The sequence below is a fragment of the Cutibacterium sp. LaCa_255 genome, from assembly GCF_057458005.1.
In genome coordinates this window covers 1,458,084-1,480,918 of the sequence record NZ_CP190956.1, presented here as the reverse complement: position 1 = coordinate 1,480,918, position 22,835 = coordinate 1,458,084, and the positions used below count along the sequence as shown (strand labels likewise).

28 protein-coding genes are annotated in these 22,835 nt (G+C 61.0%); 16 read left to right on the top strand and 12 right to left on the bottom strand.

Annotated elements, in window-relative coordinates:
- The first annotated feature begins 47 nt into the window (after positions 1-47).
- The 12 genes from ACP8ML_RS06685 (at position 48) to ACP8ML_RS06630 (ending at position 9,722) form a co-directional block, all read left to right on the top strand.
- The gene (locus ACP8ML_RS06685) at positions 48-1,151 is read left to right on the top strand and encodes an MraY family glycosyltransferase (protein WP_117189134.1); all 1,104 of its coding nucleotides are present in this window, start codon (positions 48-50) and stop codon (positions 1,149-1,151) included.
- Positions 1,152-1,307: 156 nt separating this feature from the next.
- Positions 1,308-1,811 (top strand): cyanate permease, encoded by a 504-nt coding sequence (locus ACP8ML_RS06680; RefSeq protein ID WP_249361210.1) that lies wholly within the window; start codon positions 1,308-1,310, stop codon positions 1,809-1,811.
- A gap of 14 nt (positions 1,812-1,825) precedes the next feature.
- Positions 1,826-2,104 (top strand): hypothetical protein, encoded by a 279-nt coding sequence (locus tag ACP8ML_RS06675; RefSeq protein WP_015582632.1) that lies wholly within the window; start codon positions 1,826-1,828, stop codon positions 2,102-2,104.
- Entirely contained in the window at positions 2,101-2,877 is a 777-nt protein-coding gene (atpB, locus tag ACP8ML_RS06670) for a F0F1 ATP synthase subunit A (RefSeq protein WP_016667721.1), read from the top strand. The genes ACP8ML_RS06675 and atpB overlap by 4 nt, the downstream gene beginning before the upstream one ends.
- 85 nt (positions 2,878-2,962) lie before the next feature.
- A complete protein-coding gene (gene atpE / locus ACP8ML_RS06665; protein WP_004811190.1) occupies positions 2,963-3,184 on the top strand; it encodes an ATP synthase F0 subunit C in 222 nt (73 codons plus the stop codon).
- Between the two features lie 10 nt (positions 3,185-3,194).
- A complete protein-coding gene (locus ACP8ML_RS06660; RefSeq protein WP_117189132.1) occupies positions 3,195-3,749 on the top strand; it encodes a F0F1 ATP synthase subunit B in 555 nt (184 codons plus the stop codon).
- Positions 3,746-4,537, top strand: coding sequence for a F0F1 ATP synthase subunit delta (locus ACP8ML_RS06655; RefSeq protein WP_016667719.1), 792 nt, complete (start codon positions 3,746-3,748; stop codon positions 4,535-4,537). Before ACP8ML_RS06660 ends, ACP8ML_RS06655 begins: the two co-directional genes overlap by 4 nt.
- Before the next feature lie 53 nt (positions 4,538-4,590).
- A complete protein-coding gene (gene atpA, locus ACP8ML_RS06650; RefSeq protein ID WP_016667718.1) occupies positions 4,591-6,228 on the top strand; it encodes a F0F1 ATP synthase subunit alpha in 1,638 nt (545 codons plus the stop codon).
- Positions 6,229-6,231: 3 nt separating this feature from the next.
- Positions 6,232-7,176 (top strand): F0F1 ATP synthase subunit gamma, encoded by a 945-nt coding sequence (locus tag ACP8ML_RS06645; protein WP_016667717.1) that lies wholly within the window; start codon positions 6,232-6,234, stop codon positions 7,174-7,176.
- Positions 7,177-7,187: 11 nt separating this feature from the next.
- The gene (gene atpD, locus ACP8ML_RS06640) at positions 7,188-8,642 is read left to right on the top strand and encodes a F0F1 ATP synthase subunit beta (protein ID WP_065672810.1); all 1,455 of its coding nucleotides are present in this window, start codon (positions 7,188-7,190) and stop codon (positions 8,640-8,642) included.
- A gap of 5 nt (positions 8,643-8,647) precedes the next feature.
- Entirely contained in the window at positions 8,648-9,079 is a 432-nt protein-coding gene (locus ACP8ML_RS06635; RefSeq protein ID WP_065672809.1) for a F0F1 ATP synthase subunit epsilon, read from the top strand.
- A 130-nt stretch (positions 9,080-9,209) separates the two neighbouring features.
- Positions 9,210-9,722, top strand: a complete 513-nt coding sequence (locus tag ACP8ML_RS06630; protein ID WP_117189130.1) for a DUF2550 domain-containing protein — start codon at positions 9,210-9,212, stop codon at positions 9,720-9,722.
- Here the strand turns inward: ACP8ML_RS06630 and ACP8ML_RS06625 are convergent, their stop codons facing one another.
- The 3 genes from ACP8ML_RS06625 to ACP8ML_RS06615 all read right to left on the bottom strand — a co-directional run bounded on the left by ACP8ML_RS06625 (position 9,723) and on the right by ACP8ML_RS06615 (position 12,609).
- The gene (locus ACP8ML_RS06625; RefSeq protein ID WP_117189129.1) at positions 9,723-10,373 is read right to left on the bottom strand and encodes a cob(I)yrinic acid a,c-diamide adenosyltransferase; all 651 of its coding nucleotides are present in this window, start codon (positions 10,371-10,373) and stop codon (positions 9,723-9,725) included.
- 185 nt (positions 10,374-10,558) lie between these two features.
- The gene (locus tag ACP8ML_RS06620; protein ID WP_117189127.1) at positions 10,559-11,395 is read right to left on the bottom strand and encodes a uracil-DNA glycosylase; all 837 of its coding nucleotides are present in this window, start codon (positions 11,393-11,395) and stop codon (positions 10,559-10,561) included.
- 2 nt (positions 11,396-11,397) lie between these two features.
- A complete protein-coding gene (locus ACP8ML_RS06615; RefSeq protein WP_171048559.1) occupies positions 11,398-12,609 on the bottom strand; it encodes a low temperature requirement protein A in 1,212 nt (403 codons plus the stop codon).
- Between the two features lie 263 nt (positions 12,610-12,872).
- Here ACP8ML_RS06615 and ACP8ML_RS06610 point away from each other — a divergent pair, with 263 nt between their 5' ends.
- The 4 genes from ACP8ML_RS06610 (at position 12,873) to ACP8ML_RS06595 (ending at position 16,088) form a co-directional block, all read left to right on the top strand.
- Positions 12,873-13,196 (top strand): MarR family winged helix-turn-helix transcriptional regulator, encoded by a 324-nt coding sequence (locus ACP8ML_RS06610; RefSeq protein ID WP_036976612.1) that lies wholly within the window; start codon positions 12,873-12,875, stop codon positions 13,194-13,196.
- Entirely contained in the window at positions 13,193-14,392 is a 1,200-nt protein-coding gene (locus tag ACP8ML_RS06605) for an MFS transporter (RefSeq protein WP_117189125.1), read from the top strand. Before ACP8ML_RS06610 ends, ACP8ML_RS06605 begins: the two co-directional genes overlap by 4 nt.
- 221 nt (positions 14,393-14,613) lie before the next feature.
- Positions 14,614-15,036 (top strand): alternative ribosome rescue aminoacyl-tRNA hydrolase ArfB, encoded by a 423-nt coding sequence (gene arfB, locus ACP8ML_RS06600; RefSeq protein ID WP_065672803.1) that lies wholly within the window; start codon positions 14,614-14,616, stop codon positions 15,034-15,036.
- A gap of 359 nt (positions 15,037-15,395) precedes the next feature.
- On the top strand, positions 15,396-16,088 hold the full coding sequence (locus ACP8ML_RS06595; protein WP_486702904.1) for a type I restriction-modification system subunit M N-terminal domain-containing protein: 693 nt from the start codon (positions 15,396-15,398) through the stop codon (positions 16,086-16,088).
- A gap of 25 nt (positions 16,089-16,113) precedes the next feature.
- On the opposite strand, the gene ACP8ML_RS06590 is transcribed toward ACP8ML_RS06595, so the two are convergent.
- The 9 genes from ACP8ML_RS06590 to ACP8ML_RS06550 all read right to left on the bottom strand — a co-directional run bounded on the left by ACP8ML_RS06590 (position 16,114) and on the right by ACP8ML_RS06550 (position 22,827).
- Complete coding sequence (locus ACP8ML_RS06590) at positions 16,114-16,560, bottom strand: GCN5 family acetyltransferase (protein WP_197408649.1); 447 nt, start codon at positions 16,558-16,560, stop codon at positions 16,114-16,116.
- 76 nt (positions 16,561-16,636) lie between these two features.
- Positions 16,637-18,223 (bottom strand): recombinase family protein, encoded by a 1,587-nt coding sequence (locus ACP8ML_RS06585; RefSeq protein ID WP_007000828.1) that lies wholly within the window; start codon positions 18,221-18,223, stop codon positions 16,637-16,639.
- Positions 18,224-19,660 carry a recombinase family protein gene (locus tag ACP8ML_RS06580; protein ID WP_081586538.1) on the bottom strand — a complete coding sequence of 479 codons (1,437 nt, stop codon included), beginning with the start codon at positions 19,658-19,660 and terminating at the stop codon, positions 18,224-18,226.
- Between the two features lie 19 nt (positions 19,661-19,679).
- Positions 19,680-19,889 (bottom strand): dihydroorotase, encoded by a 210-nt coding sequence (locus ACP8ML_RS06575; RefSeq protein WP_238318227.1) that lies wholly within the window; start codon positions 19,887-19,889, stop codon positions 19,680-19,682.
- Positions 19,890-19,891: 2 nt separating this feature from the next.
- On the bottom strand, positions 19,892-20,302 hold the full coding sequence (locus tag ACP8ML_RS06570) for a hypothetical protein (protein ID WP_007000825.1): 411 nt from the start codon (positions 20,300-20,302) through the stop codon (positions 19,892-19,894).
- Between the two features lie 482 nt (positions 20,303-20,784).
- Positions 20,785-21,627 (bottom strand): N-acetylmuramoyl-L-alanine amidase, encoded by an 843-nt coding sequence (locus ACP8ML_RS06565; RefSeq protein WP_007000824.1) that lies wholly within the window; start codon positions 21,625-21,627, stop codon positions 20,785-20,787.
- Positions 21,627-22,094 carry a phage holin family protein gene (locus ACP8ML_RS06560; RefSeq protein ID WP_007000823.1) on the bottom strand — a complete coding sequence of 156 codons (468 nt, stop codon included), beginning with the start codon at positions 22,092-22,094 and terminating at the stop codon, positions 21,627-21,629. Before ACP8ML_RS06560 ends, ACP8ML_RS06565 begins: the two co-directional genes overlap by 1 nt.
- An 86-nt stretch (positions 22,095-22,180) precedes the next feature.
- The gene (locus ACP8ML_RS06555; protein ID WP_007000822.1) at positions 22,181-22,390 is read right to left on the bottom strand and encodes a hypothetical protein; all 210 of its coding nucleotides are present in this window, start codon (positions 22,388-22,390) and stop codon (positions 22,181-22,183) included.
- On the bottom strand, positions 22,387-22,827 hold the full coding sequence (locus ACP8ML_RS06550; RefSeq protein WP_007000821.1) for a DUF1617 family protein: 441 nt from the start codon (positions 22,825-22,827) through the stop codon (positions 22,387-22,389). Before ACP8ML_RS06550 ends, ACP8ML_RS06555 begins: the two co-directional genes overlap by 4 nt.
- Positions 22,828-22,835: the final 8 nt, after the last annotated feature.

Genomic DNA, 22,835 nt, shown 5'->3' with positions numbered 1-22,835 from the left:
ACACCGAGGCCCCAGTCACGCCGACTGACGAGAACTGACCTGCGAACATGCGCGAGTACATCCTGGTGATGCTGACATCAGGCCTGACGACCTATTTGTTGTCGAGCCTGTGCCGGCAGGCTGCCCTGAGGTGGGGGGCTGTCGCCAAGGTGCGCTCGAGGGACGTGCACACCAGGCCGATTCCCTACTTCGGGGGGGTGGCCATGCTCGGTGGAGTGGCACTGGCATGCCTGCTGGCACGAAACATGCCCTTCCTGGGGCATCACCTCCTGGTGGCTGACGATGCCCTGACGATCTGCGTCGCTGGGGCGGTCATCTGCGCCGTGGGTGTCCTTGACGACCTGCTTGACTTACCTGCCCTGGCGAAAGCAGCGGGGCAGGTGCTGGCGGCCGGAATTGTCGTCACAGGTGGTGTCCGAATGTTCTGGATCCCGCTGCCCAACTCGATCATTGCCCTGGGGACGCCCACATCGATCCTCGTCACGGTCTTCTTCATCGTGTTGTGCGCCAACGCGGTGAACTTCATCGATGGACTGGACGGATTGGCCTCTGGCGTCGTCGCCATCGGGTCTCTCGCCTTCTTCTCCTACACCTATCTGCTTGCCCACGAACAAGATTTTGTGGTGGCGACGACGACGAGCCTCATCACCGCTGCGACTGCGGGAGCCTGTATGGGATTCCTGCCTCACAACTGGCATCCCGCGAAAATGTTCATGGGGGATTCGGGGGCCTTGCTGCTGGGTTTGCTGCTCGCCACCTCCACGATCTCCCTCACCGGGCAGATAGACTCCACGGCCTTGACGGCACAGGGTGGCGGATTGGTGCCCGCCTACCTCCCGATCATCGTCCCGCTCATGGTGCTCGCGATCCCTGTCCTCGACCTCGTCATGGGATACGTTAGGCGAACTTGGCGGGGAACCTGGTTCTTCGTCGCAGACAAGCAGCACCTTCACCACCGCCTCCTGCAGCATGGTCACTCCCACATTCGAGCCGTCTTGCTGATGTATCTGTGGACCACCGTGTTGACCTTCGGGACGGTGTTCATCGGCCTGGAGAGGACCTGGTGGGCGGTTGTCATCGTCATTGCGGGGCTCGTCATGTGCGTGCTCCTGACCATGGCGAACTCGTGGCATCCGGCCGCCGATGCCTGAGATTTCGACGCCATCACGCGTTATGTGTTACGTTTCTCACCGAGGGCAACCTCACAGGGCCAATTACTCGACTCACAGCGTAGCGTTGTCGAGTTCTGACGGCCTGAATCACCATCACTGGATCCATCGGTCATGACGTCGGGGAGGGATGACGAGATGACGAGTCTCGCCATGGCTGGTTCCAGGCATACTCCTGCGGCCGATCCTGCTCCCGTGACTTCTCACGTGCTGTCACGCATTTACCGAAACGGCTTGGTCTGGGCCACAGCATGTGGACTTCTTGCCACCACGGTGGCGACGGTTGGCGTCACCCCCCATCTGGCTTCCGCTCTCAGTGGCCTGGCTGGCACCGCAGCTGCCGTTGTCTTTCTGGCCTGTGGACGCGGAGTCCACCTGTTGAACCGCAGTGGATCCTGGATCCTGGGAGTAGGGCTCTTCATCATCCAGATCGCCGTTCTTGGTGGTCTCGGCTCACTCCTGGCTCAGTACCGCACCGGCCTGCTCCCGATCCCGTGTGCGGCAGCGATCATCGCCGTTTCCCTCGCGTGGATTGTCGGTGTCGTCGTCGCCGGACGACGTCCCCAACGCATTTATGAAGACCCGCAGGATCATGATTCCTCCAGTGCCGAAACTCGTCGGACCGACGGAGCTCGACGATGAGCACTGACAGGCCTATGGCTGCTAAAGTCAGCCTGGATATGGGCACGAACTCGATGACGCGAACGAGCACCAGCTCCACGCCGTCCTCCAGCGACGACGCCTGGGGCGTCCTGAGCTACGTCCTGGCGGGCATGCTCTTCTACGGTGGCATCGGGTGGCTGTTGGCCAGCCACTTCCACCAGATGTGGATCTTCGTCGTCGGCATGGTTGTCGGTCTCGCGGCGAGTGTCTACCTCATTGTCAAACGGTACGGAACCGTGCCTGAACAGAACAACGACCGGGAGGGTCAGTGAACGGGATCGTGTCTCCCCTGGAGTTCCACACTCCGGGGCTTGAGGACTTCGAGTTCGACGGGACTCTCGGGACGGCTTGGATGGACAAACCGTTCTGGCAGGCAATCATCGCCTTCGTCATCGTCATCGCTTTCTGGCTGTGGATGAGCAGTGGCCTCAAGGTCGTTCCCGGCAAGCGCCAGGTCTTCGGTGAGTACTGCTACAACTTCATCCGCAACGCGCTGGTGCGTGACACCATCGGTCATGGGTTCGAGCCCTGGTTGCCGTACTTGGTAGCGCTGTTCAGCTTCATCCTCATCAACAACTGGTTCGGCGAGCTCTTCGTCTTCATGTTCCCGACCTTCTCCCACGTCGGGTACGTCTACGGTCTCGCGATCGTCTCGTGGTTCGTCTACGTCATCGCCGGCTTCAAGACCAAGGGCATCCGTTACCTCAAGGACTCGATGCTTCCCCCGGGCGTCCCGTGGTACCTGTGGTGGCTCATCATCCCGCTCGAGTTCCTGTCAAACTTCATCACCCGTCCGCTGACCCTGTCGTTGCGACTGTTCGCCAACATGTTCGCCGGCCACCTCATCATCATGATCTTTGTCGTCGGCGGCGGATTCCTTCTCACCTACCCCTCCAGCGTCATGTACAACATCGCTGGTGGTTTCTCCCTGATTCTCAGTTTCGCGCTCTTCGCGCTGGAACTGTTCGTGGGCTTCCTGCAGGCCTACGTGTTCACCGTGCTGTCGGCACAGTACGTGGCGTCCTCCATCTCCGAAGGACACTGACGGCACAACCCCCTAGACCTCGTCGTCAAACCGACCGGCGACGAAGACAACGCCCCACAAGGGGCACAATCCGGAAGGACACACCATGGTTCCCATGCTCATCGGTGGCTCGCTCAACTCCCTCGGCTACGGCCTGGCAACCCTCGGCCCGGCTCTCGGCGTGGCGTGGATCTTTGCGTCCGTCATCAATGGCACCGCTCGTCAGCCTGAGGCTCGCCCGGCCATGATGTCGACGGCATTCATCGGCTTCGCCGTGGTCGAGGCCCTCGCCCTGTTCGGCTTCGTGCTCGCCTTCATCGTTAAGTGAGTCCGGACGCATGAACATTCTCGAAATGGATTTGGGGCCACTCGTCCCACACCATTCCATCGAGATCATCGTCGGCATCATCCTCCTGCTGCTTCTCACCTGGCTCATCGCCAAGGCGGTTGTCCCCCGTTTCGAGAAGCTCTACGAGGAGCGCACCGAGACGATTCAAGGTGGGATCGAGAGGGCCGAGAAGGCTCAGGCGGAGGCCAAGGCTGCTCTGGAGAAGTACCAGGCTCAGCTTGCCAACGCTCGTGACGAGGCTGCCCAGATTCGCGAGGACGCCAAGAGCCAAGGCGCACAGATCGTTGAGGAGATGCGTGCCAAGGCCCAGGCCGAGGCCAATCGCATCACTGAGCGTGCCAACGCTCAGATTCAGGCGGAGCGCGAACAAGCAGTGCGAGAACTGCGCTCTGAGATTGGTGGTCTGGCCACGACTCTTGCCGGTCGGATTGTGGGGGAGTCCCTTCGGGACGATCAGCGCGTCCAGGCGACCGTCGACCGCTTCCTCTCCTCGCTGGCCGAGGAGCCCTCGGCTTCTGACTCGCGGACGGTGAATCGGGCATGACAACAGTGGTGAGCGCGTCACGACAGCTGGATGAAGCTGGAGATCGACTCGGCGCTACAGCCGAGTTCGCCAGCGAGGTCTTCGCGGTTGTCGACGTCTTGGATCGCGAACGTGGTCTGTGCCGAGCCGTCTCGGACACGGGTTCTGAGGCCAAGGCTCGTCAGGGGCTCGTGGACGCGGTCTTCGCGTCGAAGGTCTCTCCCGATTGCAAGGAACTACTGGACGCGACCACCACCTGCAAATGGCGGTCACCAGCGGCCTTGACGCGTGCGCTGGAGCGCCAGGGGGTTCGCGCCGTGCTGCGCGGAGCCCGGCAGGCTGACCGTCTTGACACGGTTGCCGACGAGCTGTTCCACATCAGTCGACTGGTGCGCGGACAGGCTTCACTTCAGGTGGCGATCGGTGATCCGAACCGTTCGGTGGAGGATCGACAGAAGTTACTCACGACGCTGATTGGCGATCGAGTAAGCGAGGACACCCTTCTCCTGGCTCGCCGCGCGGTGGTGTCGTCCGACAACACCTTCGAGCAGGTCGTCGACGGCTATCTTCACATTGCCGCCGAACTGGCCGAGCGGAGACGGGCCATCGTGACGACTGCCAGTGAGCTGACTGACGCACAGCGTGCTGAGATGGTGAAGCAACTGGAACGGATCACCGGCAGCCCGATCGAGCTGTCCGAGGTCGTCGACCCGGCGACGCTCGGTGGTGCGCTCATCGACCTCGGTGACGAGGTTATCGATTCGACGGTGGCCCACCGTCTGGACCAAGCCCGACGAGAACTGGGCTGACACACGTGACCCCCACCTCGGGTGCGGGATGGGGGAGCTTACAAGGAGACGCAATGGCGGAACTGACGATACGTCCGGAGGAGATCCGCGACGCCCTGGACAACTTCGTCCAGAACTACCAGCCGGAGGCGGCGGCCCGTGAGGAGGTCGGCACCGTCGTCACGTCCGGCGACGGTATCGCCCACGTCGAGGGTCTTCCCTCGGTCATGGCCAACGAGTTGCTGCGCTTCGAGAACGGGACGATGGGCATCGCCCTCAACCTGGAGGAGCGGCAGATCGGCGTGGTCGTGCTCGGCGACTCCGACGGTATTGATGAAGGATCGACCGTTCGTGGTACTGGCGAAGTACTGTCGGTGCCGGTCGGTGAGGGCTATCTCGGTCGCGTCGTCGACGCGATGGGCAATCCCGTGGACGGTCTCGGGGAGATCAAGGATGTCGAGGGACGTCGTGCCCTGGAGATTCAGGCTGCCGGTGTCATGGACCGCCAGGAGGTTCGCGAGCCGCTGCAGACCGGTCTCAAGGCAATCGACTCGATGATCCCGATCGGCCGTGGTCAGCGTCAGCTCATCATTGGCGACCGTAAGACCGGTAAGACCGCCATTGCGATCGACACCATCATCAACCAGAAGGCCAACTGGGAGTCTGGCGATCCCAAGAAACAGGTTCGCTGCATCTACGTCGCCGTCGGTCAGAAGGGATCGACGGTGGCCGAGGTCAAGGGCGCCCTCGAGAAGGCTGGTGCGATGGAGTACACCACCATCGTTCACGCCCCGGCGTCTGACCCCGCTGGCTTCAAGTACATCGCTCCGTACGCCGGTTCGGCCATCGGACAGCACTGGATGTATCAGGGCAAGCACGTCCTTATCGTGTTCGATGACCTGACCAAGCAGGCCGAGGCCTACCGAGCAATGTCACTGTTGCTGCGTCGTCCGCCGGGTCGCGAGGCTTACCCCGGTGACGTCTTCTACCTCCACTCCCGTCTGCTGGAGCGTTGCGCGAAGCTGTCCGACGAGCTGGGCGGCGGTTCGATGACCGGTCTTCCGATCATCGAGACCAAGGCCAACGACGTGTCCGCCTTCATCCCGACGAACGTCATCTCCATCACCGACGGTCAGATCTTCCTGCAGTCGGATTTGTTCAACGCCAACCAGCGTCCGGCTGTCGACGTCGGTATCTCGGTGTCCCGAGTTGGTGGCGCTGCCCAGATCAAGGCCATGAAGTCGGTGTCCGGCACGCTGAAGATCTCCCTGGCCCAGTACCGGGACATGGAAGCTTTCGCCATGTTCGCCTCCGACCTGGACGAAACCTCCCGTCGCCAGTTGGATCGTGGCGCCCGGCTGATGGAGCTCCTGAAGCAGGGACAGTTCTCCCCGTACCCGGTCGAGGAGCAAACCATCAGCGTTTGGGGCGGCACCACTGGCAAGTTCGACGACGTCCCCGTCAGCGACGTGCTGCGTTTCGAGGGCGATGTGCTCGAGTACTTGCGCAGCCACGGAAACGTGCTCACCACGATCCGTGAGACCGGTAAGTTCGACGACGACGCCCAGAAGGAAGCTGCGGCCGCGTTCGACGAGGTCAAGAAGGGATTCAAGACCTCTGACGGCAAGATGTTGGTTGGTCACGAGGAGTTCGATCCGATGTCCGACGAGGAGATCGACCAGGTCAAGATCGTTCGCGCGAAGAAGGGCTGAGCCGTGGCCTCAAACCTGCGGGAACTGCGGGAAAGGCGGAACTCCGTCGCGACGACGAAGAAGATCACCCGCGCGATGGAGCTCATCGCCTCCTCTCGGATCGTCAAGGCACAGAACATCGTCAGGGCGGCGAGTCCCTACTCCTTGGAGTTGACGCGAGCCCTGTCGGCGGTTGCCTCCCACACCCACGAGGAGCACCCCCTCACCTCCGTCAATCCGGCCCCGAAGCGTTCGGCTGTGCTGTTGGTCACCTCTGATCGCGGTCTCGCCGGAGCGTATTCCTCGAACGCGATCAAGTCGGCCGAGCAGCTGCACGCCGCTCTCAGGCCGGAGCAGGAGGTCGTCACCTACCTGTGTGGTCGCAAGGGAGTGCAGTACTTCGAGTTCCGTGGTCGCAAGGCCGAGCACGTGTGGAGTGGTTTCTCCGATTCGCCGACCTATAGACAGGCCCGCGATATCGCGGACACGTTGATCGAGGAGTTCCTCCGTCCGACCGAGGAAGGTGGGGTTGACGAGATCCACGTCGTGTACACCCACTTCGACTCGATGCTGACGCAGAAACCAAAGGTCGTGAGACTGTTGCCGCTGGCCGTCGTCGATCCGAAGGCGACGCCGGAGGGAGAACTCGAGGCTGGTGATCCTGGAGTCGGCACATCCGATGAGGAGATCTTCCACGAGTACAACTTCGAACCGGATCCGGTCAGCGTGCTGGATCAGTTGCTGCCCTTGTACGTCGCGAACCGTATCCATTACGCCTTGCTGCAATCGGCTGCCTCGGAGTTGGCAAGCCGGCAACGCGCCATGAAGGCAGCCACCGACAATGCCGAGCAGTTGATCCAGTCGCTGAGTCGGCAGGCCAACCAGGCCCGTCAGGCTGCCATTACCCAGGAAATCACCGAGATCGTGGGTGGCGCCGCTGCCCTTGCAGAGTCCGCCCCACAGGAGTGAGAGAGAACATCATGACTGCGACAGCTATTACCCCCGAGACGAAGGACGAGGCTGCCGGCATTGGCCGCGTCGTCCGTGTCATCGGCCCCGTCGTCGACGTCGAGTTTCCGGCTGGACAGATGCCGGAGATCCTCAATGCCCTTCACGTCGACACCGAGGTGATGGGTGAGACCCATACCATCACCCTCGAGGTGGCCCTGCACATCGGCGAGAACGTCGTGCGTGCCATCTCTCTCAAGCCGACTGACGGTCTGCGCCGTGGCACCGAGGTCCGTGACACCGGCGCCCCGATCACTGTGCCGGTGGGCGATGTCACCAAGGGCCACGTGTGGAACGTGACCGGTGACGTCCTCAACGTCGATCCGTCGACCATCGAGGTCTCCGAGCGCTGGCCGATCCATCGCGATCCGCCTGGATTCGATGACCTGGAGCCCGAGACCGAGATGCTGCAGACCGGCATCAAGGTTCTCGACCTGCTCACCCCGTACGTCAAGGGCGGCAAGATCGGCCTCTTCGGCGGGGCCGGCGTTGGCAAGACGGTTCTGATTCAGGAGATGATTTACCGTATTGCTCACAACTTCGGCGGTACCTCGGTGTTCGCCGGTGTCGGTGAGCGTACCCGTGAGGGCAACGACCTCATCAACGAGATGGACGAGGCCGGGGTTCTCAAGGACACCGCCCTTGTCTTCGGCCAGATGGACGAGCCCCCGGGCACCCGTCTTCGCATCGCCCTGACCGGCCTGACGATGGCTGAGTACTTCCGCGATGTCCAGAACCAGGACGTGCTGTTGTTCATCGATAACATCTTCCGGTTCTCGCAGGCTGGTTCCGAGGTCTCGACCCTGCTCGGTCGTATGCCTTCAGCCGTGGGCTACCAGCCGAACCTGGCTGACGAGATGGGCCAGCTGCAGGAGCGAATCACGTCGACCCGTGGTCACTCCATCACCTCGATGCAGGCTGTCTACGTCCCTGCCGATGACTACACCGACCCGGCTCCGGCGACGACCTTCGCCCATCTGGATGCCACCACTGAGCTCTCCCGTGAGATTGCTTCTCGCGGTCTGTACCCGGCCGTGGATCCGCTGACGTCGACCTCTCGTATCCTCGACCCGCTGTACGTGGGGCAGGAGCACTACGACACTGCCACCCAGGTGAAGCAGGTTCTGCAGCGCAACAAGGAGCTTCAGGACATCATCGCCATCCTTGGTGTCGATGAGCTGAGCGAGGAGGACAAGGTCACCGTCGCTCGTGCCCGCCGCATCCAGCAGTTCCTGTCCCAGAACACCTACACGGGGGAGAAGTTCACCGGTGTCCCGGGCTCGACCGTCTCCATGGCCGACACCATCGAGGGATTCCAGATGATCTGCCGTGGCGACGTGGACCACGTTCCGGAGCAGGCCTTCTTCAACGTTGGCAACATGGACATGGTGATGGAGAATTGGGACAAGATGAAGAAGGAGGGCTGAGTCCCATGGACCACCCGCCGCTTCAAGTCAAGGTCGTCTGCGCCGACGGCGAGGTCTGGAAGGGGGAGTCGGTCAACATCATCGTTCGGACCACCGAGGGTGATATTGGTCTCCTTCCCGGACACGAGGCCTTCCTCGCGGCCCTCGCGCCCTGCGCAGCTCAGATCATCACTCCTGACGGTGCCCGCGAGGTCATCGCCTGTGACGGCGGCTTCGTGGCCCTGGACAATGACGGCCACGTGTCGATCATTACCCAGTACGCCACGAAGTCGGAGGAGATCTCGGTCGATCAGGCTCACCGCGACCTCGACGAACTGAGGAAGAAGATCAACGCGGACGAGCGAACCGAGGAGGACTCCTTGGTCGTCCAGGATCTGACCCACCGCCTTCACCTGGCGCAGGCTCAGCTTGCTGCTGCCCGCGTCGCCAGGAAGTAGAACGTCTGACAAGGGTGGGGAAGGGGTCGCCGCGAACCACTCGCGGCGACTCTTTTTCTTCTTGTCGCTGACGAGGGAACTTAGGGTTACCTTTGTGGACTGTCAATGATCTGACGACTAGCGTTGAAACATGCACGCTTCCATCGCTTTCATCGGTATGACACCGATGTTGTCGACGCTAGCGATGGATGCTGTCATCATCGGCCTCATCGTGTGTTGTGCCGTCATCTACATGATTTGGCTCCTCGTCAGGCACCGCGTTCTCATGCGTAGACGCGGTGCTTTTTTGTGCGGTTTGCGAGTCATGGGCGGGCCCAAGCCCGGCGGATGGATGATTGGCACTGCCCGCTACGCCGACGGCACCTTCGAGTGGTATCGAGCGATTGATCCCCGTCCCGTTCCCGCCATTGTCCTGAGGCGGGGCGGACTCGTCATGGTCGAGCACCGCCCGCCGAACGTGAATGACTCCTTGGCACTTGCTTCCGATGCCTACGAGATCGTCACCCTTCAGACCAGGCGCAAGGGCAAGTCCGCGGTGTGCCAGATCGTCGTTGACCCTGGCGTGGTGACCGGCCTCATGTCGTGGCTCGAGGCGGCTCCCCCCGGTGGCGTCGAATATGCCGCCGCAGGTCACCTCATCTGATCATTCCTTCGTGGCTCCCGGGTTGCGTTCTCCACCTGGAACCCACAACACCTCGTCGGAAGAATCCTCGCCAGCCTTGTTTGCTGCTCGCGACAGGATGAAGAGCAGGTCGGACAAGCGATTGAGGTACGTGATCGCCAGTTCGTTGACACCGCCCGGAGTCGTCTCGGGGTCATCCGAAATCTCATTTCCGTATGTCTCAGCAGCTCGCCATGCCGCTCGCTCCGCGGTACGAATGGCAGTTCGGCACACGTGCAGCTGCGCACCGACAGGGTTTCCGCCCGGGAGGATGAACGACTTCAGGGTCGGGAGATCGTCGCCGAACTCGTCACACCAACGCTCAAGCCGATCGACGCTTTCCTGGACGGTGCGAAGCGGTTCCCACTTCGGGTTTGCGACAAGCGGGTTGGCCAGATCAGCGCCGACGTCAAACAGTTCGTTCTGGATGATGCCGAGCGCTTCTCGCACCTCATCGGTGAGCACGTGGATCGTGGAGTCCAGGGCAATGGCCAGACCGATGTTGGCGTTGGCCTGGTCGACGAGACCATACGCTTCCACGCGCAGATCTGACTTGGCTGCCACTGAGTTGTCGACCAGACGGGTCGAGCCGTGGTCGCCAGTACGGGTGTAAATCTTGGAGAGAATGACCATGATCCCAGCCTACGGGCATTCGCAATGCAGGGAAGGCGATCATGATGCGCGAGCGTTCACATCGCCAAGCTGTCCTTACGGGGATGGATCGGGATCTTTTCCTCGGTGTTGACCTGGCCGCTGAACTGGCGATGGTGCGGCAGGGAGCAGCGTCATACCAAGAGGTTGGCTGGTGTGCCGGGGCATCATTCGACAGCCAGACCTCGAAGTGTGTGGACGACTTCGTCAAGCATCTGACGCGTGAGGCGTCCGGTGTTCGTGTTCTGCCGACTGACGTGGTAACACCCGACGACGTGGACTGTGGTGCCGTCCGTCCTCGTGATTTCGGCTCTAGCCCCGTGGCCGAAGCGGGGAGCGGGGCGGGGGACCTGCCACCCAAGCCGGCGGGCAGCTCCCAGAGTTGACGTCCAGGCAATCTGACCAAGGCACATCACCGCGCGCAGGGTGGTCAGCGCAGAGAGTTCGTTGTCGAACCAGATCGCACAGGTGCGTTTCTCGTCGGGACTCGGCCAATTGTCGGGTGGAGCGCAGTGCACCGGGGCAATGATGCGACAGTCATCGAGGCTCAGACCATCAGCGGCGTCGACGCTTTCCGCCTGAGACGCAATACCGGCGTCATGCAAGGCACGGTACAGCCAATCGCCGGACTGGTCTCCGGTGAACATGCGACCAGTTCGGTTGGCTCCATTCGCAGCGGGTGCCAAGCCGATGACTGCCATTTGGGCCATCGGATCCCCGAACGAGGGTACGGGTCGTCCCCAATAAGGTTCATTGCGCCATTGAGCGCGCTTGCTGATCGCCTTGTCCTCCCGCCACTCGACGAGGCGAGGACATGCCCGGCACACAGAAATCGCGGCGTCAAGGTCGGTGAGTTCATTGCATCGGCTGGCGATCTTCGCAACGTCATCAGCGTTGTTGGCGACTGGTGTCCGCGGCGTTGCCAGGTCTCCTGGCCAGCCGGTTCCAGGAATGACGGGGGATTCGAACAAGTCCCCAGTGTGCGGATGGGGGAGAGCAGTCATGGTCACTTCTCAACAATTCGGTCGTGCTCAGTCGGGTCTCGGTCGAAGTGTTTCATGTGGTGACGTCGGCTCATGACAGCGGTGATGACGAGGATGGTCGCAACCAAGGCATTGGTCACGATGGCAGGAATGAAGCTTGCCGCCGCGACGATGACGAGGGCGAGGATTGCCACGAGGCGACGCCATGGCGTGTGTCCAGTGACCTTGTGAATGTGCCATGCCTGTGCCGCGAGATACAGGATGGCACCCCCACAGGCCAGGGCTGTCAGCGTGAGGCTGCCATGATGGGCCGGTTCGCCAACGATGATCTCATCAGACACCGCGAGCGGGATGAGGCCTAGCGCAAGGACCATCTGCACGGTGACGGATCGTGCCCCGGACTCGGCCGGATCATCGTGCTCAGCCGGGTCGGTTTCCAGAATGACCTCGACGTCCCAGATGTAGAGCCACCACAAGGCGAAGAAGGTGACGATGGATGTGGTGGCGGCAAGGAGGTTGAGTAGATGGAACCCTGCTTCGTGAAGGCCGGTGACGATGCTGACGATCTGCTCGCCCAGAGCCAGGATGAGGAACAGCCGGATGCGTTCAAGCATGTGTGCGGTGTCGAACTGCCACTCGGTGGTGTCGATGTTGTTCCTGCTTCCCAGCGGATGACGCAGCAGCGCTCCTGCCACCTCGACGATGGCCGCAGCGAACCAAACCCACAGTCGGGCGTGCGGCTCAACGAAAATGCCGATGATCCAACCGATGGCCGACAGGCAATGCCACACCATGACCCCGCGGGAATGGAGTTTCATCTCTTCGCGACCGTGGATGAACCACGTCATGGCGACCTGACCGAGCTGGGCGATGAGATATGGCGCGACGAAGGCGAGACACTCGACGCCGTCCTCAAACGCCACGGGGATGCCGGCAGCCATGAAGATTCCGAAGAAGAGCACCCACAGGATGGGCCGCCGCAACGACTTGTTCTCGGTGATGGTTCCGGTTGCCGAGAACGAGGTGTTGGCCCACAACAAGTAGAGCGGTACCCACAGCACGATGGTCTCGAGCCCGCCCCGCCACGTCACATGATCGTGAAGGGTGGTTGCGAGCTGACCAATGGCAGCGACGAAGACCAGGTCGAAGAGGAGCTCGATCGCGGTGACGGCTGTGGTCCGCTCTTCCATGCTCGCGGAATCGGAGGCATCGTCCTGCATCGTGGTGTCGTTCATGGGTCCTCATCAGTTAGGTGTCGCGTCACATTCTACGGGAACCGGGCGTCACGCCGATCACACGATGAAGTATTCCGGAAACCGGAGTAACGTGAGGTCACGTGACTTCCGGACGCACCTTGCCCGAGCCCTTTAACCCGCTCGAGGCCGAATCCGCAGCCGACCTGGTTCTCACATGCGGACGAGTACAACGCCTGGCCAAGCGACGTGCTGGCATTCCGCCGTCCTCAGTGACGTGGCGGGTCCTGCACACCCTCGAAGTGATGGGGAGCATCAGCACCGGAACCCTCAGCCGCGTGGAGGGAACCAGGCCAACCACCACGACGGACATCGTCGAGAGGCTTGAGCGTGACGGCCTGGTGACGCGACGGCGTGACCCCGACGACGCCCGCAGCAGATTGATCGAGATCACTGATGAGGGTCGTGATTACTGCCGCCGTTGCGAATTGTCAGTGGGGGAGTCGGTCGTGCCTGCCCTCAAGGAATTGACTGACGAAGAGCGTTCCGTACTGATTCAGGCGCTTCCGGCTTTGCGAAGGGCAGTCCAGGTGCTGTCTGACGACGACGAGAGGACGACGAAGAAGTGACGAGCGAAGAACCCATCAGACCGGCTGTGTGGGCCGTCACCATTGCGGTGGCCTTCTCCTACATGGGGGTGGGCGTCGTTGACCCCATCCTCCCGGAGATTTCGTCGGCTCTCCACGCCAGCCCGGGGCAGACCGAGCTGCTGTTCAGCACCTACCTCTTCGTGTCTGCCGCGTTGATGTTCTTCGCCTCATGGGTGGCCACCCGCATTGGCCGCAAGAAGACCCTTCTCGTCGGACTCATCATCATCGTGACCTTTGCGACGGCCTGCGCGTTGTCCGGTCACGTCAACCTCATCATCGGATTCCGCGGCGGCTGGGGGGTTGGGAACGCTCTCTTCGTCTCGACCGCCTTGGCGACGGTTCTTGGCGCCTCTGCCGATGCCCGCCGCGCCATCATGCTGTACGAGGGGGCTCTTGGGGCCGGAATGGCCTTGGGTCCACTCGTCGGTGGCGCTCTGGGTTCGATTTCATGGCGGGGCCCCTTCCTCGGCACCGCTATTCTCATGGCGATCGGTCTTGTCGCCATCGCGTTTTTCGTCCCGCCGACCCTGATCGACAAGTCCCAGCGCCGGTCTGCCATCGAGCCGTTCAAGACTCTCGTCGATCCGCGGATCTCGATTCTCATGCTGGCTGCCCTGGTCTACAACTACGGTTACTTCACCTTGCTTGCCTACGCGCCGTTCCCGCTGGCCGAGGCGTCCGTTCGAGCTGGTGGTCAGTTCACCCCGCTCGATCTGGGATTGGTCTTCTTCGGCTGGGGCCTCATGGTCTCGTTGGGGTCGGTGTGGCTCGGACCGCGTTCCTGCGAGCACCTCGGTATTCATCGCACAGTTGCCGTCACCCTGATCCTGTTCACCATTGACGAGGTCCTACTAGCGACCTGGATCTCGCCGATTCCTCAGGTGATCGGGGTCATCATTGGCGGTCTGTTTATCGGCATCGTCAACACTGCCATGACTGAGATCGTGATGTCTGCGAGCAACATCCAGCGCGAGGTCGCGTCGTCGGCCTACTCCGGCGTTCGCTTCCTTGGCGGCGCGTGCGCTCCCACCCTTGCCGGTGCACTGAGCTCCCTGTGGGGAGTCGGTGGCCCGTACTACGTCGGAGCTGTCACGCTCGCGCTGACAATCGTCCTGCTGTGGATCGATCGTCAGCGCCGCAGGCGGATGACGGCACACAGTGTCGCATTGGAGTGACGTCCCGTGAAGTGTTGATGGTCCGCACCGGATTAGAAGTTCTCACCCATCAAGGCGCAGGAGGAGGTATATGCCGTGCCGGTCATCGGAGCCGTTGACGCGAATTCTGCGTAGCGCACAGGCTCCTGTGGGGGTGGTGCTCGGGGTCGTGGATATCCTTGATGGTCTGTTCGAAGGAGTATCCGGACCGAGTAAATGACGAAGCGAGGGGAGCGACGACCATGATAGAAGCGATGGAGATCATTCCTGGTTTCGTCGTTCCCGAGGCACAGCTGCAGGAGCGGTTCTCCCACAGCTCCGGGCCTGGCGGCCAGGGCGTGAACACCAGCGACTCACGGGTCGAACTGCAGTTCGATGTGGCTCGCTCTGACGCCGTGCCAGAACACTTGCGACCGGTGTTGCTGACAACCCTGTCGAATCGCCTGGTCAATGGAGTCTTGACGGTTGCCGTTCAGGATGAGCGGGCTCAGTTGGCCAACCGCCGTCTTGCTCGTGCCAGGATGGCCGACGTGCTCCAGAAGGCATGCGTCCAACCGCGACGACGCCGTGCCACTAAACGAACCAGGGGATCGCAGCGTCGTCGCCTTGAGGCGAAGAAACGACGCGGGGAGATCAAAAGGAACCGACAGCGCCCGAGCTGGTAGTCAGGAATCCACGAATCCGGTACCGAAGACATTCGTGGTCCGCGCGTCACCGATATGGGATAGCGCACATGCGGGGCGCGCTCGGCGATGAATGACCATTCGACACGCGAATTGGTGGCAAGGTTGCGAGTCCACGGATGGCAGCGGACGCGCGACAACTGCATTGAACCGGGAGGGGAGGGATTTCAGCCGAGGGGAAGTGTCGCCATCTTTATAGAATGACATAATGTCTCTTATCGGACAACCATGGTTAGGTGGAGGGCCAAGTGGTGAGATGGCTCGGTTGGACGGTTCACCGCGCGTGAATCGGGTGTCTCGACGTTATGATGCCATTGCTCCACTCGCGACGAAGGGATCATATGGCTCCGCAGGGTTTTCAGGACAAGGTGGCGTTCGTCTGGCGAGTGGCAGACAAGCTGCGCGGTACCTTCAAGCAACACGAGTACGGCTCGGTGATGCTGCCGCTGCTGGTGTTGCGCCGTATGGATGCGGTGCTGGAGCCCACCAAGGATGAGGTCCTGGAGTATGCCGACGGTCTGGTGGAGATTGGCCCTGGTCAGGACAGGATACTCAAGCGCATCTGCGGCCAGCGGTTCTACAACACGTCGCGGTACACGTTCGCCCGGCTGCTCAGTGACGACAAGAACCTGGCTGACAACCTCGCCAAGTACATCGCGTCCCTCTCCCCTGACGCGGCGACGGTGATCGAGGCGTACCAGTTCGACGGGAAGATCACCCGGATGGACCATGCCGGGATCCTGTACGGCGTCATGGCCGACTTCGCGGACCTGGACCTGCGTCCCAGCGAGGTCAGCAACGAGACCATGGGTTACATCTTCGAGGAACTGCTGCGGAAGTTCTCCGAGATGAGCAACGAGACCGCCGGTGAGCACTACACCCCGCGTGAGGTGATTCGTCTGGTCGCTGATCTTCTCATCGGGGGTCAGACTGCCCGCGACCTGACCGAGAACCAGATGCCGGTGCGTACCATCTACGAAACTTTCATGTCACAACGGATACAAACGCGCGCCAACTACGATTTAGCCGCTTGACTGGTTCACTTCCAGCGAGCGAGGGTCATGGGCCGATCTTCCGGGAAACGAAGAGCTTGCGGTAATGGGGATCCCCGTCTTTACGCGGGTAATAGTGCCAGCCAATTCCTGCCCAAAACTCGTCAGCGCCTTCGGAGAAAGCGATCAAGGGGTAACCTGCGTAGTGGCTGATCAGATGCCTTGCAAACTCAGCCCCATAGTGCTGTCGGCGAAGGTCATGGCGGATTTCAAAGAACCAGATCTCTTTGGTTGGCACCGTCGAGTCAACTCCGATATAGCTATCGGAGAGCGGCCAATCTGTCACCTCAGCGCGCCCGACTTCCACACTATCGGCAAGAAACTGGATGTACTCTTTGCCACCCAGGGTGTCGTCGCCGACTCGTCCAGCCCTGTCGTGCCACCAGCGGTCATCGAATCCCTCGACCACCTGGAACGGCGTCACGTAGTCCTCAACTTGCTGAAGAATTTTCAATTGTAAGCAATCCACCACTCCAAGACTACGCGAGCGCCCACCAGGTTCTGGCAGGCGCTTAGATGTGGATACTGGGTTACTGCTTGATGGCGACTACTTGGGTGCTGCCGTCGCGAAATTGAAAGGTGACGTTGCCGTCGACGTCGACGGTGCCTTTATCGAGCAAAGCTACGCAGAGGTATGGGCTGAAGACCAAGCGTTCAAGATCAAGGTTGGCGGTCTCCTGCATGTAATAGTGGTAGGCGGCCAGTCGGTTGTTTTTGTTCTGGATCTCGGCGACCACGGCAGCGTGATCAGCTAACAGCGCCTGGTGCTGTTCGTGGCTAGCGTTGAACGCCTTCTCGTAGGTTTGCTGGTCTTGAGCGACTCGTGCGTTGTGGGCGATCATCGATTGGAGCTTTTTGGCCACCTCGTTGATCTGAGCGAGAAGCCCGGCGGCCTCAACCTCCAGGTCACTCGTGTCGAGGGCGTCGAGAACGGCTTGGTTGACACCTGTGTCGGTCGATGAGCCGAATCGAAGGCGAATGGCCTTAAGGAACATGTCCTTGAGTCGTTGATCGCTGATGTGCCCGGTGGCGCATTTTTCCTGGCCTGCGTATTTGTGGCCGCACCGCCAGATGACCTTTTCGTACTTACTGCCCGCGTGCCAGGTTTTCGAGCCGAAGAAGTGCCCGCACTGGCTGCACTCCAAGGTCGATGAGAAGGGCCGGGTGCGATGCTGGGTTCGCTGATCTCTAGCCCCTTTAGCTATTTCGGCTTGGACGAAGTCCCACACTGCCGGGCTGATGATCGCCTCATGGCTGGCGGTGACGTAGTACTGGGGTACTTCGCCTTGGTTGATGACTTGACGTTTCGTCAGGTAGTCAGCGATGTACGACTTCTGCAGGAGGGCGTCACCCTTGTATTTCTCGTTGGTGAGAATCGCTCGTATGGATTGGTAATACCAGGTCTTGTTGCCTGCGGCGGTGAAGGTCTCTGGTTCGTCGGTGAGGGTGCGGGCGATCGTGCCGATGGACATGCCACCTAAGTACATGTTGTAGATACGGCGCACGAGTTTGGCTTGTTCGGTGTTGATGACGAGGCTGCCGTCTTCGCCTTTGTCGTAGCCGAGGAACCGAGAGTATGGGACGGTGACCTTGCCGTCGGCGAAGCGTTTGCGGTGTCCCCAGGTGACGTTTTCTGAGATGGAGCGGGCTTCTTCTTGCGCCAGCGAGCTCATGATGGTGATGAGGAGCTCGCCTTTGGCGTCGAAGGTCCAGATGCCTTCTTTCTCGAAGAAGACCTCCACGCCTTTGTCTTTGAGGGCTCGAACGGTGGTGAGCGAGTCGACGGTGTTGCGGGCGAACCGGGACACACTCTTGGTGATGATCAGGTCGATCTTGCCGTCGAGCGCGTCGGTGACCATCTGCTGGAATCCAGCGCGGTGTTTGGTTGAGGTGCCTGTGATGCCTTCGTCGGTATAGACCTTCACGAACTGCCAGCCCGCGTGATCGCTAATGTAGCGGGTGTAGTAGTCGACCTGGGCTTCGTAGGACGTCACCTGATCGTCGTGGTCGGTGGACACGCGGGCATACCCGGCGACCCTGCGCAGGGTTGTCTGTCCAAGTGGAGCACCAGTGTGGAGCGCTCGGGTGGCGGGGATTGCTGTGACGGTGCGGGCCATTTAGCGTTCGCCTCGCTCGGCGCGCAGGCGCTCAGCCTCTGCCTTGGCCACGGCCCGGTACTTCGCCAATGCTTCTGGTGGTGTTGGTGCTTGCCGTGGGTTGTTCAACCCGAGCCTTTTGGCTTCTGCCCAGCGGGCACGCAAGAGTTCACCCCAGGCGGCTTTTCTTGCTGGGGTCCACGAGCTCTTCTTCAGGTTTGGTCGCCACGTGTGCGAGCTGCTGGTGCCATCGGTGTAATGAAACGTGTAATGGTCTTTTCCCTGCACTTCGATGTGGTCGATACGCTCGTTGAACACCTCTTGGTCGAAGGTATCGATACCCAGGACTCGCGCGATGAAGCCTTTGAGTGCCGTGTCAGAGATCTCGCAGGTGCCGCATCCGGTTTTGCGGCCTTTCTTGCGTTCGGTGCAGATCCAGTGCTCGGTGGAGATCGAGTTTTGGGTTTTCGGATTGCGTACGTTGCGCACAAACGAGCAATCGCAGGACACGCATTTGATCTTCGACGTCAACGCCACAGTTTCGATGGACCAATTCGCGCGGGCACCGAGCTCGCGACGTCGAGCGATCTCGGTTTGTACAGCGGTGAAGGTGTCGCGGTCGATGATCGCGGGGATCGCGTTTTCCACCAGGTATTGCGGCAACTGGCCGGTGTTGCGTACTGCTCGTCCAGGCCTGCCTTCCGGAGTGGACCAACGGCCCAACAGGAGGTCGCCGGTGTAGTGCGGGTTCTTCAGGATGTGACGGACCCATTCGCCGGGCATCTTGTTGTCAGCCAGGTGCGGAACCCTGCCCTCGGCGATGAGCTGCGCGGCCATCTTTTCGCACGAGGTCTTCTTCATGTACTGGGCGAAGATCCAGCGCACCACGGCTGCTTCTTCTTCGATGATCTGCACGTCGGTGCCGTCAGCGGAGTCGGTGTAACCGTACAAGTGGAAGCCGTTCGCTTTGCCTTCTTCGAAGCCTTTCCAAATGCGCCACTTGACGTTTTGGCTGATTTGCTCTGATTCTGCCTGCGCGAAAGACGCCAGCAGGGTGAGCATGAGTTCTCCGTCAGCGCTGGTTGAGGAGATGTTCTCTTTTTCGAATCGCACCTCCACCCCGAGGTCTTTCAGCTCGCGAACGGTTTCGAGCAGGTCGACGGTGTTGCGAGCGAATCGCGAGATCGACTTGGTGAGGATCAGGTCGATTGCCCCTTTCCGGGCGAGGGCCAGCAGTTCTTGGAACTGGGGGCGATTTGTGGTGGTTCCAGAGATTCCAGAATCGGCGAACACTCCGGCGAACGTCCAGCCAGGAGTGTCGTGAATGAGTTGCTGGTAGTAGGAAACTTGGGTGGACAAACTCAGCGGTGTGCGTTCGGTTTCCATGCTGATGCGGGCATACGCTGCCACTTTCACAAGCGGAGCAGCACTGATCGGTGGCGGGGTGATTTGCTCCATTCTCTTCAAGGTATTTCTCCTAGTCAGACAGGGTTTCAGGTTGTATCCATACATCCCTCAAACCCTCGAGATAGTCAACGAAACAGGCTCTTTGTAGGGCGGCCAGCGGCGCATCGGGGGCGTTGAGGCGCTGGCAGACGGTGATGGCTTCGCGTGGGGTGAGGATGCCGCGTTCGAGAAGCTGCTTGACCTGCGTGAGCTGGCGATGAGCCGTCAGCTCGGCTGCCATGTTCATCGTTTACCGCCACGTGTGTTGAAGCGGTGCTGGATGTAGCACGGGTGGCAGCAGTACTTGCGTTTCACCTGGCTCGTGCGAGCAACAGTGACCTGTCGGTGGCAGTTCGCGCAGACCAGTTCTTCGGTGACCACTCTGCGGTGGGTGGCCCACCAGGCTCGTCGACAGGCCTTGGAGCAGAACTTCGATCCTTGCCGGAGCTCGATTGGCTTGCAGCAGTGCAAACACCACACTCCAACTGGGTCGCTGACCTGCTCAACGGCAGGATCGACGGTGATGCCGTGTCGCAGACAATAGGTCTTGACACTGTTGGCGTTGAGATCCAGGTGCGCGGCGATACGAGAGTAGGCAACCCCCGCAGCGCGCATCATCTGAATGTGATGGCGATCAGTATGGTTCAGAGCCATGAGCAGGCCCTCCTGGCAACGAGGCGAAAGGTGGTCGCCTATACGCCGGTTGCACCAGACGAAACCGGACAGCAGAAACAAAGCTCCCTGCCGCGTTCGCACCCGTGGCTGGGTTTGCGCCTCTATTCAGATAAGGCAGTTATTCTTTGCTCAATTCACAATGCGGGCCGATCGACGTGTGAACCGCGACAGAGCAAGGGCGGGTGAAGATGACTAACGACGACTTTGAACTCCCGGTGTTTCTCGACGACCAGTCGTACTGAACCTGTTCAGAATGCGGCTCAGATTGTGTCCCCGACCCGTTTGTTACAGGCGAAGGCGAGGGAATACGTATCGCGTTCATCTGCCCGAGCTGTGGAGTGCAGTCCGTCATCGACCCGTTCGACGACCTGCGGTAAACACCAGCTGCGCAAACGCAGAAAAGGGCCCCGCCACCACCTCGATGAAGGTGATGACGGGGCCAGAGAGTGTTCTCGTGTGGGTTAGCCGATGCCGAGCTTCTCGTTGACGCGCTTCTGCACAGCGGCGTAGTTGCCGCCGAGGCGGCGCTTGCGTTCCTCACCGTTGCCGTACTCGCCTCGGATCACCGCATCAGCCAGGGCATCGATGTTGACGGAGGGCTTGGCGGGGCTTCCTCCGGCGAGCTTCTCGTTGACGCGTTTCTGCACGGCGGCGTATTTGCTTCCCAGTCGGCGCTTGCGCTCGTCCCCGTTGCCGTACTCGCCTCGGATCACCGCATCAGCCAGAGCGTCGATGTTGGCGGAGGGCTTGGGTGCGGGCGGTGTGGGCTTTGCCGGTGGTGTCGGGGCGGGCTTGGTGCCGCTCAGGCGGTCGTACCAGTACTGGGCGCGTGCCATGTAGGCCGCATGCTGGCTTCCTGCCAGCGAGGCCGGGCATTCGGTGGAAGAGAAATGCTTGTGGCCGAACACGTTCTTACCCCACACGGGTCGTCCGAGCTTGTAGTAGTGGCAGATGGCCGCGACGAGGTGGGCACCGTTGTCAAGGCAGGCCTCGGAGATACGCCAGGGCTTGGAGGAGATGTCGGCGTGCTCGATACCGATGGAGGTGGTGTTGGCATCCCAGTTGCCTGCATGCCAAGCGGTGTCGCGATCCCAGACGAGCTGGCCGATCCGGCCGCCTGAGTCGACCTGGTAGTGGGCGGATGCTTGGCGGGTCTGCCACACGTCCCAGATGGACTTGATGGTGAGGTTGCCTGCGTTGTGGTGGATGATGACCTTGTTCATCTTCCGTCCGCTTCGCCCGGCACTGTAGTGCTTGTTCATCAGCCGGTTTTCGTCGGCTTCGAGGGTGGCCCAGTTCTTCATCAGAGGTTCTCCTTTTCTGCTGGGGTGGTTTGGTTGGGGTGGTGTTCGAGGTCGGGTTTGCCTGTCACGTCACGGGTGACCAGGTCCAGGGCGCGGCGAATGTGATCAGGCACGGGCAGCCCAAGGCGGGTGGCGTTTTCGATCAGGGAGATGCCTTCGTTGGACAGGTAGAACACGACGGTGGCGGTGCGTAGCGCTCCGGGTGTTCCGATGACGTGCACGTCGAGCAGGTGGGCAAGTCCGATCAGGGTGAAGATGAGGATCTTGCGGGAGATGCCCCGAAACCCGATGGCTGAGGAGACGCGGCGTTCGGCGATCGCGGCGAGTACGCCGGTGATGTAGTCGACTACGACGAAGGCGATGAGCGCGTACACCAGGCCGTCGAGGCCTCCGAGGAACGCGCCGATGACGGCCCCGACCCCGGCCAGGCCGGTTTGGATCGTGGCCCAGATAGCTTTGAGCGACATAGAAAGTGGGTTCCTTCCCGTTTTGTGGGCACACGACAAAGGCCCGCACCGAAGTGGTGTGGGCCTGTTGGGAGTGCGGTTTGGGGTTAGATTTCCGGGCTGGTGAGGATCTCCAGGATCGGCTCGTACAGGTCGATCGTCCCGGTGTGTTCGGTGGGCGCGGCAGGCGGTTGATCCGTGGCTGGGGTGGCCGAGACGGTGTGGCGAGATGACGGTCCGCTGCTGATGACCTCAACGATCCCTTCTTCGTCGTCACTGGTCACGGGTGTGGTGATTGGGGTGGCTGGGCTGTTCATGGGTGCTGCTGACCTCCGGCGACGGTTTCGGTGATGGCGTCGTAGAGCGCGTCGTAGGCTTCTGCTTGGCAGCCGGAGAGTTCCATGGTTGAAGATTTAAGAAAGTCGAGGATGTCGCAGGCGTGTTGTTCATAGGTGGCTCCGGCTACTTCTACGCGCGTGTTCAGGAGTGTGTCGTGGTGGGAGTGGAACTCGGCAGCAGTGTCGGGGTCTTTGAGGGTGAACATGCCGTGAGAGTCGACTACTGGGGTGCCGTCGTCGTGGCAGGTGGCGTAGTGGACCACTAGATCGTATTCGTCTTCAGCGAAGCGGGCGTAGGCAGCTTTGAGCAGGTGCACCAGTTTGGTGCGTGCACGGGATGCTGATGCGGCTAGCGGCATCGCCTCAAGGAGTTCCAAGGTGGGCTGGAGATGGCGTGGTGGGAGCAGAAATCGCATCTGTGGTG